Source organism: Acetobacter fabarum, assembly GCF_011516925.1.
GTDB classification, from domain to species: Bacteria; Pseudomonadota; Alphaproteobacteria; order Acetobacterales; family Acetobacteraceae; genus Acetobacter; species Acetobacter fabarum.
Genome location: NZ_WOTG01000001.1, coordinates 563,508 through 575,711, shown reverse-complemented (window position 1 = coordinate 575,711; position 12,204 = coordinate 563,508). Strand labels below are relative to the sequence as shown.

Sequence of the window (12,204 nt, the reverse complement as noted above, 5' to 3'; positions counted from 1 at the left end):
GGTAATGATGCGTTTCAGTTCAAAAGCTGCCCTTCTGGGGGCTGTTTGCCTTTCTTTTTCCGCAGCCCTCATGCCCGCTGCTCAGGCAGAAGGTGGGAATGGCTGGTTCGTTCCCAAAACCCAGCCTGCTGCACAGGCTCCGCATCCTGCTGCTCGTAATGCCGCCCCTGCACCCGTAGCACTGCCTGCTCCCGCAGCTGATAGTCAGGAAGCAGCAGATCAGGCTCCTCCGGTTCTGCCTTTGCCGCCCATTCCCAGCGCACCTGAAGTTGCCAAGGAGGCACCCCCGCCCACCACCATTATTGGTGTGATCAGCGTATCTGGCGTTATGCGTCAGACCTCTGCTGCCATGCAGGTGGAGCGTGTTCTGGGTGCCCGCCGCGATGCGCTGGCGCAGGACCTCCAGCGTGAACAGGCTGGCTGGCGTGACGAGCAGCAGACGCTGCAGGCTCAGGCCAAGTCCCTGACATCTGACCAGATCCAGACTCGTGAACGCAGCCTTCAGGCCAAGGTCATGAAGGCACAGCGCGACTTCCGTAACCGCAACCGGATTATTCAGGAAGCGGCTCAGGTTTCTCTGGGGCAGATCGAGCGTGAGCTGGTGCAGGTTATCCAGAAGGTTGCTGCCGCACATGGCATGAACCTTGTGCTGCATAGCGAGCAGGTTGCCCTGCATGTGGATGGTCAGGACATTACGAACGAAGTGGCAGCAAACCTGAACAAGGTTCTGCCCAACGTTTTCATTCCTGAAGCCAACGTAGACCCCGAAGAGCTGGCAAAATCCGGCAAGATGCCCACAACGGCTGATGGGGACCCGCAGATGGCAGCATCCGGCCCAGCTCCGGCGGCACCTGCGGCTCCTGCCGGGAAAAAATAAGCATGGTGGATTGCAGGGCGTCTTCCGGCCCGGCTGATCCGCGTTTTTTTACGCGTGTCGGACCATTTGATGCATCGGTACTGGCAGAAACAGCCGGTGCCGAGCTGCTGCCTCCCCGGCAGGGGAGTTTTCCGCAGGATGGTTATACCGGCATAGCGCCTTTGCAGGTGGCCCGTGCGCGTGATGTGAGTTTTCTGGATAACCGTCGCTATGCTCCCCTGCTGGAGCATACGCAGGCTGGTCTGGTTATTGTTGCCCCTGCTTTTGCAGATAAGGTGCCAGAACATTCCGCAGCCCTTGTGACCACCACGCCGTATCTGGCGTGGTCGCGCATTGCGCGGCTGTTCCACCCGCGCCAGATTGGCAAGGGTGGTGTTCACCCTTCTGCAGTGGTAGATCCTTCTGCTGTTGTGGACCCTACGGCAGAGGTGGGGCCTTTTGTGGTTGTCGGGCCTGATGTGCAGGTTGGGGCCGGCTGCATTATTGGCTCTCATTCCGTTTTGGACCACGGCGTGCAGCTTGGTGCGGACTGCCGTATTGGCTCCATGGTTACGCTGTCTCATGCTCTGGTGGGGGACCGTGTTACCATTCTGCCCGGTGCGCGCATTGGGCAGGAAGGTTTTGGGTTTGCGGTCGGGCCTGAGGGGTTTGAGAGCGTTCCCCAGCTTGGTCGTGTTATCATCGAGCATGATGTGGAGATTGGTGCCAACAGCACCATTGACCGCGGCTCGGTTAATGACACGGTTATTGGTGCGGGGTCTCGGCTCGATAATCTGGTCCAGATCGGGCATAATGCCCAGCTTGGGCGTTGCTGTATTGTGGTATCCCAGGCGGGTATTTCTGGCTCCACAGTACTCGAGGACTATGTAACGGTTGCTGCTCAGGCTGGCCTTATTGGCCATATCCGTATTGGTGCCAAGGCGCGCATTGGTGCGCAGTGTGGTGTTATGTCGGATGTTGAGAGCGGTGCAGATGTCATAGGTAGCCCTGCCATGCCGTTCCGGGAGTTTTTCCGTAACGTGGCGGTGCTGCGCAAGTTGGCAAAAAAAGCGTCTGGGTCGGCCAAGGGCGATTCAGACAAGGTATGAACTTATCCCGGATTGCGGTCCGGTACAGAGGGTGGTTTAGGGGACGTGGAGACACAACAAGAATCCCAGCAGGACGGCAAGACAATCGCACGGATTGATGTCAACCGTATCATGCAGGCGATTCCTCACAGGTATCCTTTCCTTCTGATCGACAGGATGGAAGATATTGTCCTGGGGGAAGAAGCGACCGGTATCAAGAATGTCTCGGTTAACGAACCGTTTTTTCCGGGGCATTTTCCCGGACGGCCCGTTATGCCTGGCGTCCTTATTGTGGAAGCCATGGCCCAGACCGCGGCAACGCTTGTTGTTCTGTCGCTCGGGGAAGCCTTTGAGGGCAAGCTCGTCTATTTCATGACGATCGAAGGGGCAAAGTTCCGCCGTCCGGTAGAGCCGGGTGACCAGCTGCGTATTCATGTGGTCAAGGAACGGCACCGCTCCAATGTATGGAAGTTCCGTGGGGAAGCACGCGTTGATGGTGTTGTGGTTGCAGAAGCAACCTTTAGCGCCATGATCATGGGCTGATTTTTTACGCTTGGTGTGCCGGTTGGCTCAAGATATGCTCCAGTTCTGTTCGCTTTTACCGGCCGACATTCTGGGGCAGGGCCCAGTGACTCTGTGTTGCAAGTCAGGCGGAATATAAGGAACTGAAGTGGTGCACGCTGTAGAGGAAGCCAGGCAGACGCTTGTTCATCCAACGGCTCTGGTTGCCCCGGGGGCAAAGCTTGGGCAAGGCGTGGTTATTGGTCCGTGGTGCTCTGTTGGGCCAAATGCAGTTCTTGATGACGGGGTGGAGCTGATCTCCCACGTTGTTGTGGATGGGCATACCCATCTGGGTGCGCATTCGCGCTACTTTCCGTTCTGCACGGTGGGTATGGCGCCGCAGGATCTCAAATACAAAGGCGAACCCACCCGGTGCGAGGTCGGTGCCCGTACGGTTGTGCGTGAGCATGTGACCATTCACCGGGGAACGGCTACAGGCGCTGGGGTCACGCGTGTGGGTCAGGATGTGCTCATCATGGCCAATGCGCATGTCGCCCATGACTGTGTGCTGGGTGACCGTGTGATCATTGTCAACAACGTGGTCATGGGTGGCCATGTGACAATTGGCAACGATGCTCGCGTTATGGGCTCTGCCGCCATCCACCAGTTTGTCAGGATCGGGCACGCTGCTCTTGTGGGTGGGGTGGCTGGTGTTGAAGCCGATGTTATTCCTTATGGGAGCGTGCTGGGTAACCGTGCTCGGCTGATTGGCCTGCACTGGATATGGCTGCGCCGCAACGGCGTGCAGTCGGCCGAAATCCAGCTGATGCGCAAAGCCTTTTTTACTTTGTACCCCAAGGTCTGTGGCGATGTGTCTTTTCAGGCGCGGCTGGCACATGTGCGTGAGACTTTTGCGGGTAACGCCCGGATTAAGGAAATTCTGGACTTTATAGATGCTCCCAGCCACCGTGGGCTCGTGCGCCCCGCACGCGGTGGAGCTGCTGATCAGGCGGAAACCGAAGGCGCGTGAGTGCCGCGCCAACAGCGGTTGGCATTCTGGCGGGGGGAGGCCCTCTGCCAGCCAGAGTGGCAGAGGCAGCACACGCCGCAGGCCGACCTGTTTTTATTATTGGATTTGAAGGGTTTGCCGACCCTGCCACACTAGCCCCCTGGCCGCATGAATGTGTGCGTCTGGGGGCCGCGGGCCGCATGTTAAGCCTGTTACGTGCCCATGCCTGCTCCGATCTGGTGCTTATCGGCCCTATCCGCCGTCCTTCCCTGCGTAGCCTTTACCCCGATGCCGAAGGGGCGCGTATTCTGGCGCGCCTTGGCAAAGCCCTGTTTGCGGGGGATGATGGCCTGCTGGCAGCTTTAGTGCGTATTCTGGGGGAAGAGGGTTTTCAGGTGCGTGGCGCACATGAATTTTTATCCCACTCCGTGGCTGAGGCCGGTGTGTTAGGTCAGTTACGGCCAGATGAGCAGGCTCTGGCGGATATAAAGCACGGTGTTATCGTTGCTCAGGCGCTCGGCCGGCTGGATATAGGGCAGGGCTGTGTGGTGCAGAACGGCGTTGTGCTGGCCGTAGAGGCTATGGAAGGCACGGATGCCATGCTGGCGCGCTCGGGGGCATGCCGCCAGCCCGGGGATGGCGGTGTGCTGGTTAAGCTGCTCAAGCCGGGGCAGGAAAAAAGAGCCGATATGCCCACCATAGGGCCGACAACTCTGCGAAACGCGCATGCCGCAGGTTTGCGTGGAATTGCGTTTGAGGCGGGGAACACCCTGTTAACAGACCGCGCCGCCTGTGTGGCAGAGGCCGAAAAACTGGGTTTGTTCCTGATCGCCATAGACCCGGCAGAAATACAGTCCGTAGAATAACAGCGTAAATGAGTTCTTTGTTGAGCTGAGGGGAGAAACGCTATGTCCAGTTTTTTGCATACTATGGTGCGTGTTCGTAATCTGGAGCAGAGCCTGGCATTCTATGCGCTGCTTGGTATGCGCGAGTTGCGCCGCCGTGATGTGCCAGAAGGCAAATACACCCTTGTTTTTATTGGCTTTGCAGATAACGCTGCTGGGCAGGCGGAAATTGAACTGACCTATAACTGGGGTCAGGATGATGGGTACGAGGTTGGCACTGGGTTCGGGCATTTTGCCATAGGCGTGGCCGACGTTGCCGCTGTTGTGGAGCGTGTTCGCGTAGGCGGTGGCAAGGTTGTGCGGCCTGCCGGGCCAGTCAAGTTTGGAACCAGCATTATTGCGTTTGTGGAAGACCCGGACGGCTACAAGGTGGAACTGATCGAACGCCCGTAAAGCAGGGCTTAATCCGTTTTACGTTGTTTGAGGCGGGCAGTCAGCCGGTCTAGCGAATCATTAATGGTTTCGGCCGCTTTTTTGGTGGCAGGGTCGGGGCTGAGCGCTAATTGGTCCGCAACCAGCATAACGGGTGAAATAATACCACGTATGTCATGGCGCAGCTTGGGATCGTTTTCCCCCACTGGTGCCGTAGGGGGTGGTGGGGTGTCTGCCTGCGGTGCGGGAGCTGCTTTGGGCTGACGCACCGCTATCCATGCCGCACAGGCCCCTGCAAGCCCCACAAACGCTGGGGTGAGCATATGCGGCGCCCCCAAACCCACAGCCAGCAGGCAGGCCAGCGCAGGCAGGCCAATGATGGCCAGAATGGTCCAGAAGCGGGTGGGGGAGAGGGGCATGCGGCGTTCCATCATGCGGGTGATCGTGCGGGAATGGGCATGCGACTCTGCGCTGCACATTGACGTTCTTCTATCTGAACTTTATAAGCCGCGACTTCAAGAGAGAGTGGCTCGTACTGCGGCCACTGGCGAAGCATATTCAAACTGAAGGGAGTGCAGCCATGAAGCGCACTTATCAACCGTCCCGGCTGGTCCGCAAGCGTCGTCACGGGTTCCGCACCCGTTCGGCTACCGTTGGCGGCCGTCGTATTCTGGCAAACCGTCGTTCCAAGGGCCGCAAGCGTCTTTCCGCGTAAGCGTTGTCCGGCAGTCCGGTTTTGATGGACTGGTCTGAAGGTCAGGAGCAGCCAGCAGCAGGGACGCAAGCGTCCATGCGGCTAAAAAAGAGAAAAGAATTTCTCTTTATGGCGGCCAAGGGGCGAAAAGCCCCGGTGTCTGGTCTTGTCCTTCAGCTTTTCAGGCGGCCCGATTCGGACCCTGCGCGTGTTGGCTTCACGGTGACCAAAAAAGTCGGGAATGCCGTGGTGCGTAACCGGGTGCGCCGCAGGCTGCGTGAGGTTGTGCGCAGAGTGGAAGCCGATACACCGCTAAATGGGCTTGATCTGGTGCTGATAGGGCGGGGTGCCACGCGCGACCGCTCTTTTGACGCACTGGTGGCCGATTTTCGGAAAGCGTTGAAGCTCTGTATGCGGGAGTCGTGAATGTCCCGTCTTGCATTCCTGTCAATCCTGCGCTGGAACACGGTTGTGCCGTTCAAGACCGCCCTTTGGGGTGGGTGTTGAGTTTTCCATTTTTGTTATGTGCAGGGGGCCTGTAGGCCAGAGCTCATGGATTCAAAACGTCTCATACTGGCAACGCTGTTGTCAGCTCTGGTTCTTATCGGGTTTGATTACTTCTTTCCCCAGACTCCGGCACATCAGCCTGCTCCGCAGGTAACTCAGACTGTAGCCAGCCAGGCGGCTCCAGCCTCGGCAGCAGTCGCTGGCGCGGGTCAGGCAGCCACTGCACAGGCTGCTACTGCGGCGGTCGCGGATGTGCCCGATGGGCCGGATACCCGCATTGCCATTAATGCACCGTCCGTTCAGGGGAGCATCAACCTGCGTGGTGCCCGGCTGGATGATCTGGTGCTCAAGCAGTACCGCGAAACCGTAAAGCCCAACAGCCCGGACGTACGCGTTCTCAGCCCTGTGGATACCAAGCGGGCTGATTATGTGGATTTCGGCTGGCGCGCGGCATCGTCCGATGTGCCGGTCGCCCTGCCGAACGCCCACACATTGTGGAAAGCCTCCGGCACGTTGCTTGATGGCGAACACCCGCTGACCCTGAGTTGGGACAACGGTGCAGGGCTGACGTTTGAAGTCGCTCTTGGGGTGGACAAGGACTATATGTTCACGGTCACCCAGCGCGTGCACAATGCAACGGGGCAGAGCATTGCCCTGTACCCCTACTACCGTGTGAACCGTGGTTACACCCCGGAAGAAACCGGCGGTATGCTGGTGCACGAAGGCCCGATTTCGGTCATTGATGGCCGCCTGAACGAAGGGTCCTACAAGTCCGTCCGTAATGATGGTGTGCCGCCTGAAAACGTGGCCTGGAGCCATCAGGGTACAGGCGGCTGGGCCGGGATTACCGACAAATACTGGCTTATGGCCATTGTGCCCGATCAGGCTGCCAGCGTGGTGGGGACGTATGCGTGGCAGGCTGCGCAAACGCAGTATCAGGTCGGGTTTACGGCAACGGCTCCCATGCAGGTGGGGGCGGGGCAGACCATCTCCACTCAGGCGCATGTGTTTGCTGGTGCCAAGGAAGTGCGGCTGCTTGAGCAGTACGAACACGACCTGCATATCCCCATGTTCTGGAAGGCCGTGGACTTCGGGTGGCTTTCCTTCCTGACCCGTCCTGTGTTTTTTGTGCTGGACTGGCTGAACAGCCATCTGGGCAGCTTTGGTCTGGCACTGCTGACCTTTACGGTTATCGTGAAGGTGGCCTTCCTGCCGCTGACCATCAAGCAGATGCGCATGACCTGGAAGACCTCCCGCCTGAAGCCGCAGGTGGACCTGATCCGGGCACGCCACAAGGATGATCCGGTGGTGATGCAGCAGCAGATCATGATGCTGTACCGCAAGGAAAATGTCAGTCTGTTCGGCGGCTTTCTGCCCCTGTTTATTCAGGCTCCCGTGTTCTGGTGCCTTTACAAGGACCTGTATGTCACGATTGAAATGCGGCATGCGCCCTTTATTGGCTGGGTGAAGGACCTTTCTGCTCAGGACCCGACCAATATCTTCAATCTGTTCGGTCTGATCCCCTTTGATCCGGCGCAGATCCTGCCCATTCTCACGCTTGGGGCGTGGCCCATCATTTACGGTGCGACCATGTTTGTCATGCAGAAGGTCAGTGCCAGCTCCACCAGCATGGACCCCGCGCAGCAGAAGGTGATGATGTTCATTCCGCTGCTGTTCACCTTCTTCATGGCGCGGCAGCCCGTGGGTCTGGTCATTTACTACTGCTGGAGCAACGTGCTGACCGCCATACAGCAGATTATCATCATGGGTCGGCTTAAGGCGGCGGACGCCAAGCCCCAACTGGTTGCCAAAAAATGACGTATCAAGAGCCTTCTTTCCGCGAACTGAAGGACGAAGCAGACATCGCCGCCGCTCTGGAAGAAGGGCGGCGGCTTTTTGCCGGTTCATGCGATTTTGTGTTTGGTGCCCAGAAGCTGGGCCAACTGCCACCGCAGGCACTGCCTGAAATTGCATTTGCCGGACGCTCCAATGTGGGCAAGTCCAGCCTGATCAATGCCCTCACGGGGCGTAAGACACTGGCCCGTGCCTCCTCCGAGCCGGGGCGGACCAAGCAGCTCAACTTCTTCGATCTTGCACAGCGCCTGATGCTGGTGGACATGCCCGGCTACGGCTATGCCCGCGCTGCCAAATCCGTAAAGGAAGACTGGCAGGAGATGATGTTCGATTACCTGCGTGGCCGCCCCAGCCTGCGCAGGGTCGTGCTGCTGCTGGATGCACGTGTGGAAATGAAAACGCATGATCAGGAAGTTATGAAGCTTCTGGACCGTGCCGCTGTCAGCTTTCAGGTTGTGCTGACCAAGTGTGATGATGTTAAGCCCACCGCACTGGCCCGCAAGCAGGCTGATGTAGAGGCTGAAATTGCACGCCATGCAGCCGCTTTTCCGCATCTTTCTCTTACCAGCAGCCAGACCGGGCTGGGTATTGAGGCATTGCGGGCGGAACTGGCAGAGTTTGCCCTGGCGTGATCAGGGATTATGGACAGACGACGGCAGGATTTTCACAGCATGACTGAACCGAGACTTCCTTCTACCGGCGACAAGCATGATGCTTTGCATGAAGCTGCCGTGCTGGCCAATGCCCTGCCGTACCTGCGGCGCTACGCGGGGGATACCATTGTGGTCAAGTACGGTGGCCACGCAATGGGGGATGTAGGGCTGGCCAAAACCTTTGGGCGGGATATTGCCCTGCTCAAGCAGGTGGGCATTAACCCGGTTGTGGTGCATGGGGGTGGTCCGCAGATCAACCAGATGCTCAAACGGCTGGATATTCCCTCCCACTTCATTGACGGGCTGCGGGTTACGGACGCCAATGTGGTGGATGTGATCGAGATGGTTCTGGCCGGTTCGGTCAACAAGCAGGTGGCGGAGCTGATCTGCGAGGCCGGAGCCCTTGCCGTCGGGATTTCGGGCAAAGATGGTAAAATGATCACCGCCCGCAAGATGCGGCGCACCGTGCGTGACATGGACAGCCAGATCGAGCGCGTGCTGGATCTGGGGTTTGTGGGGGAGCCAGTCAAGGTTGACCCGCGTGTGATCTACGCCCTCTCCGGTTCGGGGCTTATTCCGGTTATTGCGCCGGTAGGCCTTGGTGAAGATGGCGAGACCTATAACATCAATGCCGACACCGCAGCCGGTGCAGTGGCCGGGGCCGTACATGCGACCCGCCTGCTGATGCTGACTGATGTTCCCGGTGTGCTGGACAAGCAGGGTAACCTTATTCCCGAACTGACCGCCGCACAGGCGCGTCAGGCCATTGAGGAAGGGGTGATTACCGGCGGCATGATCCCCAAGGTGGAAACCTGTATCGAGGCTGTGCAGGGTGGTGCACGCGGGGCTGTTATTATTGATGGTCGCATGCCCCATGCCTGCCTGCTGGAACTGTTTACGGCTTCCGGCTCGGGCACGCTTATCCGTGCGGAATAAGGCTGCGCGGGCAGGGGTAACAGAACAAGACCTGCGTTGACAGGACAGGCCCCTGTCCGCATGGTCTTTTCCTCTTTTGTTGCCGGGCGGGCCTGTCGCCCGGGTTTATTTTTCATGTTTCTGATTGGTGTGCCATGACAGACGAAACCCTCCGCGCTCACATTGAAACCCTGTGGGAAGAGCGCGATCGCATTTCTTCCGCAACCGTGGGCAAAGACCGTGACGCCATTGAAACAGCGCTTGAAGCGCTGGATTCTGGTCGCCTGCGCGTGGCTGCCCCGCAGGAAGATGGTTGGGTTGTGCATGAATGGCTGAAAAAAGCCGTGCTGCTCTCCTTCCGCCTGAATGACAGCATTGTTCAGCCCGGTGGTGCAGCTGGCGCTCCGGCTTACGATAAGGTGCCCCTCAAGTTTGCTGGCTGGGATCAGGCCCGTTTTGACAAGGCCGGGTTCCGCGTAGTGCCGGGTGCAGTTGTGCGTCGCTCTGCCTTTATTGCCCCTGGGGCCGTGCTGATGCCGAGCTTTGTCAACGTTGGTGCTCGCGTGGACAGCGGGACCATGGTGGACACGTGGGCAACTGTTGGCAGCTGTGCGCAGATTGGCAAGAACTGCCATATCAGCGGTGGCGCAGGCATTGGTGGCGTGCTGGAGCCGTTGCAGGCTGCCCCGGTTATTATCGAGGACAACTGCTTTATCGGTGCCCGCTCCGAAGTGGCCGAAGGCGTTATTGTTGAACGGGGTTCCGTTCTGTCCATGGGTGTGTTCCTTGGGGCCTCCACCAAGATTGTGGACCGCGCAACAGGCGAAATCTACATGGGTCGCGTACCGGCCTATTCCGTTGTGGTGCCGGGCACCATGCCGTCTTCCAACCCGGTTGGTCCGGATGGTCGCCCTAACCCGGCACTGGCCTGTGCGGTTATTGTCAAGCGTGTTGATGAGCGTACCCGCTCCAAAACCTCCATCAACGAACTGCTGCGCGACTAAGCACGCCAGACGTAAAGGACGAGACTGACGTATGACAAAGGCCACATCCGGCTCCCTTCCCGCTGATCTGGCGTTGACAGACCCGCTGGGTGTGGCCCGTTTGCTCATCCGTCAACCGTCTGTTTCTCCCGATCCCGGTGAATCCCAGCACCTGCTGGGGGCCATGCTCGAGCGCCTTGGTTTTACCGTAACCCACCTGCCTTTTGGCGAAGGGGCGGAGCGTACCCCCAACCTGTTTGCCCGTCTGGGCGAAGGTGCCCCCCATATCTGCTACGCAGGCCATACGGATGTGGTGCCCGCCGGGAACGAAGCAGACTGGACGCACCCTCCCTTTGCCGCAGATGTTGTGGATGGTGTACTCTACGGCCGCGGTGCGTGCGACATGAAAGGCGGCATTGCCGCCTGCGTGGCTGCCATTGCCCGCCGGGTACAGAGCGGGGTTGGCAAAGGCTCCATCAGCCTGCTGATTACAGGGGATGAGGAAGGCCCAGCCACCTACGGCACCCAGAAGGTGCTGGAATGGATGGCCGTACAGGGCCAGATTCCCGATTACTGCTTGGTGGGGGAGCCCACAAACCCCCAGACATTGGGTGAGATGGTCAAGGTCGGCCGCCGTGGCAGCCTGAATGCCCGTATTGTGGTCGAGGGCACGCAGGGGCATGTGGCCTACCCGCACCGGGCGGACAATCCCGTGCATCGCCTGCTTGCAGTGCTGGCGGTCCTGCGCGCTGCACCGCTGGACCATGGTTCGGAGTATTTTGAGCCTTCAAGCCTTCAGGTCACCAGTCTGGATGTGGGGAATACGGCCACCAACCTTATTCCTGCACGGGCGGAAGCACGGCTGAACATCCGGTTCAATGACCTGCACACCGGTGCTGCCCTGGCTGGGTGGATCAAAACCGTATGCGCCCAGCATGCACCGCGCGCACAAGTAGAGATCAGTATTAGCGGCGAATCCTTTTTTGCTCCCCCGGGGGCGGAAATGGCCGTGCTGCAAGAGGCCATTACAAGCGTGACCGGGCTTTCTCCCAAACTGGACACGGGCGGAGGCACGTCAGATGCGCGCTTTATTGCCCGTTATTGCCCGGTTGCGGAGTTTGGTCTGGTCGGGGCCAGTATCCACAAGGTGGATGAACATGCCGCTGTTGCTGACATGGAAAAACTGACCCGGATTTATGAAGCCTTTTTAAAAGGGGTAGGGGTGTGATCCCAGATACAGGCAAGCTGGGCGCGGCTAGGCGCATAGTGCAGGGCATGTTGCAGTTGGCCGCTGGCAAGCGGGAAGGGCTGGCCTGCTTTGAAGGCACGCCAGACGCCTTTGGTGCAGCCCTTGCGCCACAGATGGCCTGCATACTGGTAGGGGGGATTCAGATCTTCCTACTGCCTGATAAGGTCATGTCCGCGACCAAACTGCTCCTTTCCTTTTGCGTGCTGTTGCTCCCTGCGGTTATTTCCCAATTTTATGCCCAGCGCTGGGGGCGTGGCGCACTCTGGCTGCGCTACATAACGGCTGCAACATGGTGTGGTTGGGTTGTGGTGCTGATCTCGCTGGCCTGTGCGGTTATTGCGGCGGTTATCACGCCGGATATCGCGCGCCAGCAGGTTTTTATCGGGGCGCTGGCATTGTGTGCCGCAGCGTACGAGCTCTGGCTGCAATGGTTTGTGGCCAAGGTGGGGCTGGGTATTTCCGGTGGCCGGGCTGCGTTGCTGTATGTGTCCATTCTGGTGGCATCAGCCACGCTTTATGGGCTGGCTGCGCTGCTGCCCCCGCATTACATGGTTATTCACGACCTGCTCCAGCCTATGGTGAACGTTAAGGCAAAGTAAGGGGGGATCCCCTTTTTTG

The 12,204-nt window shown here is 58.8% G+C and carries 15 protein-coding genes; 14 read left to right on the top strand and 1 reads right to left on the bottom strand.

Annotation, left to right across the window (positions count from 1 at the left end):
- Nucleotides 1-4 precede the first annotated feature (4 nt).
- From GOB83_RS02715 to gloA, 6 genes are all read left to right on the top strand, one after another.
- The gene (locus GOB83_RS02715) at nt 5-877 is read left to right on the top strand and encodes an OmpH family outer membrane protein (RefSeq protein ID WP_165925149.1); all 873 of its coding nucleotides are present in this window, start codon (nt 5-7) and stop codon (nt 875-877) included.
- A 2-nt stretch (nt 878-879) separates the two neighbouring features.
- The gene (gene lpxD, locus GOB83_RS02710; protein WP_165925148.1) at nt 880-1,965 is read left to right on the top strand and encodes a UDP-3-O-(3-hydroxymyristoyl)glucosamine N-acyltransferase; all 1,086 of its coding nucleotides are present in this window, start codon (nt 880-882) and stop codon (nt 1,963-1,965) included.
- An 84-nt stretch (nt 1,966-2,049) separates the two neighbouring features.
- Nucleotides 2,050-2,487, top strand: coding sequence for a 3-hydroxyacyl-ACP dehydratase FabZ (gene fabZ, locus GOB83_RS02705; protein WP_264813731.1), 438 nt, complete (start codon nt 2,050-2,052; stop codon nt 2,485-2,487).
- A gap of 130 nt (nt 2,488-2,617) precedes the next feature.
- Complete coding sequence (gene lpxA, locus GOB83_RS02700) at nt 2,618-3,475, top strand: acyl-ACP--UDP-N-acetylglucosamine O-acyltransferase (protein ID WP_086645373.1); 858 nt, start codon at nt 2,618-2,620, stop codon at nt 3,473-3,475.
- Nucleotides 3,472-4,320, top strand: coding sequence for an LpxI family protein (locus GOB83_RS02695; RefSeq protein ID WP_165925147.1), 849 nt, complete (start codon nt 3,472-3,474; stop codon nt 4,318-4,320). Before lpxA ends, GOB83_RS02695 begins: the two co-directional genes overlap by 4 nt.
- 42 nt (nt 4,321-4,362) lie before the next feature.
- Nucleotides 4,363-4,752: a lactoylglutathione lyase gene (gene gloA / locus GOB83_RS02690; protein ID WP_095349096.1), complete on the top strand. Its 390-nt coding sequence runs from the start codon at nt 4,363-4,365 to the stop codon at nt 4,750-4,752.
- A gap of 8 nt (nt 4,753-4,760) precedes the next feature.
- Here gloA and GOB83_RS02685 read toward each other — a convergent pair whose 3' ends face one another.
- Entirely contained in the window at nt 4,761-5,210 is a 450-nt protein-coding gene (locus GOB83_RS02685; protein WP_242005688.1) for a hypothetical protein, read from the bottom strand.
- Between the two features lie 101 nt (nt 5,211-5,311).
- On the opposite strand from GOB83_RS02685, the gene rpmH reads away from it, so the two are divergent.
- From rpmH to GOB83_RS02645, 8 genes are all read left to right on the top strand, one after another.
- The gene (rpmH, locus tag GOB83_RS02680) at nt 5,312-5,446 is read left to right on the top strand and encodes a 50S ribosomal protein L34 (RefSeq protein WP_081774758.1); all 135 of its coding nucleotides are present in this window, start codon (nt 5,312-5,314) and stop codon (nt 5,444-5,446) included.
- A gap of 24 nt (nt 5,447-5,470) precedes the next feature.
- Nucleotides 5,471-5,851 (top strand): ribonuclease P protein component, encoded by a 381-nt coding sequence (rnpA, locus tag GOB83_RS02675; protein ID WP_165925146.1) that lies wholly within the window; start codon nt 5,471-5,473, stop codon nt 5,849-5,851.
- Between the two features lie 126 nt (nt 5,852-5,977).
- Nucleotides 5,978-7,750, top strand: a complete 1,773-nt coding sequence (gene yidC, locus GOB83_RS02670) for a membrane protein insertase YidC (RefSeq protein ID WP_165925145.1) — start codon at nt 5,978-5,980, stop codon at nt 7,748-7,750.
- Nucleotides 7,747-8,418 (top strand): ribosome biogenesis GTP-binding protein YihA/YsxC, encoded by a 672-nt coding sequence (gene yihA / locus GOB83_RS02665; RefSeq protein WP_165925144.1) that lies wholly within the window; start codon nt 7,747-7,749, stop codon nt 8,416-8,418. The genes yidC and yihA overlap by 4 nt, the downstream gene beginning before the upstream one ends.
- 39 nt (nt 8,419-8,457) lie before the next feature.
- Nucleotides 8,458-9,375: an acetylglutamate kinase gene (argB, locus tag GOB83_RS02660; protein ID WP_086645214.1), complete on the top strand. Its 918-nt coding sequence runs from the start codon at nt 8,458-8,460 to the stop codon at nt 9,373-9,375.
- A 134-nt stretch (nt 9,376-9,509) separates the two neighbouring features.
- Nucleotides 9,510-10,358, top strand: coding sequence for a 2,3,4,5-tetrahydropyridine-2,6-dicarboxylate N-succinyltransferase (gene dapD / locus GOB83_RS02655; protein WP_086645215.1), 849 nt, complete (start codon nt 9,510-9,512; stop codon nt 10,356-10,358).
- 31 nt (nt 10,359-10,389) lie between these two features.
- Nucleotides 10,390-11,565 carry a succinyl-diaminopimelate desuccinylase gene (gene dapE / locus GOB83_RS02650; protein WP_086645216.1) on the top strand — a complete coding sequence of 392 codons (1,176 nt, stop codon included), beginning with the start codon at nt 10,390-10,392 and terminating at the stop codon, nt 11,563-11,565.
- On the top strand, nt 11,562-12,185 hold the full coding sequence (locus GOB83_RS02645; RefSeq protein ID WP_086645217.1) for a hypothetical protein: 624 nt from the start codon (nt 11,562-11,564) through the stop codon (nt 12,183-12,185). Before dapE ends, GOB83_RS02645 begins: the two co-directional genes overlap by 4 nt.
- The last annotated feature ends 19 nt before the right edge of the window (nt 12,186-12,204 follow it).

Excerpts from the sequence above, each read along its gene's own strand:
- GOB83_RS02715 (WP_165925149.1), top strand. The coding sequence starts at position 5 with ATGATGCGTTTCAGTTCAAAAGCTGCCCTTCTGGGGGCTGTTTGCCTT.
- lpxD (WP_165925148.1), top strand. The coding sequence starts at position 880 with ATGGTGGATTGCAGGGCGTCTTCCGGCCCGGCTGATCCGCGTTTTTTT.
- gloA (WP_095349096.1), top strand. The coding sequence starts at position 4,363 with ATGTCCAGTTTTTTGCATACTATGGTGCGTGTTCGTAATCTGGAGCAG.
- GOB83_RS02685 (WP_242005688.1), bottom strand. The coding sequence starts at position 5,210 with ATGTGCAGCGCAGAGTCGCATGCCCATTCCCGCACGATCACCCGCATG.
- rpmH (WP_081774758.1), top strand. The coding sequence starts at position 5,312 with ATGAAGCGCACTTATCAACCGTCCCGGCTGGTCCGCAAGCGTCGTCAC.
- rnpA (WP_165925146.1), top strand. The coding sequence starts at position 5,471 with ATGGACTGGTCTGAAGGTCAGGAGCAGCCAGCAGCAGGGACGCAAGCG.
- yidC (WP_165925145.1), top strand. The coding sequence starts at position 5,978 with ATGGATTCAAAACGTCTCATACTGGCAACGCTGTTGTCAGCTCTGGTT.
- yihA (WP_165925144.1), top strand. The coding sequence starts at position 7,747 with ATGACGTATCAAGAGCCTTCTTTCCGCGAACTGAAGGACGAAGCAGAC.
- argB (WP_086645214.1), top strand. The coding sequence starts at position 8,458 with ATGACTGAACCGAGACTTCCTTCTACCGGCGACAAGCATGATGCTTTG.
- dapD (WP_086645215.1), top strand. The coding sequence starts at position 9,510 with ATGACAGACGAAACCCTCCGCGCTCACATTGAAACCCTGTGGGAAGAG.
- dapE (WP_086645216.1), top strand. The coding sequence starts at position 10,390 with ATGACAAAGGCCACATCCGGCTCCCTTCCCGCTGATCTGGCGTTGACA.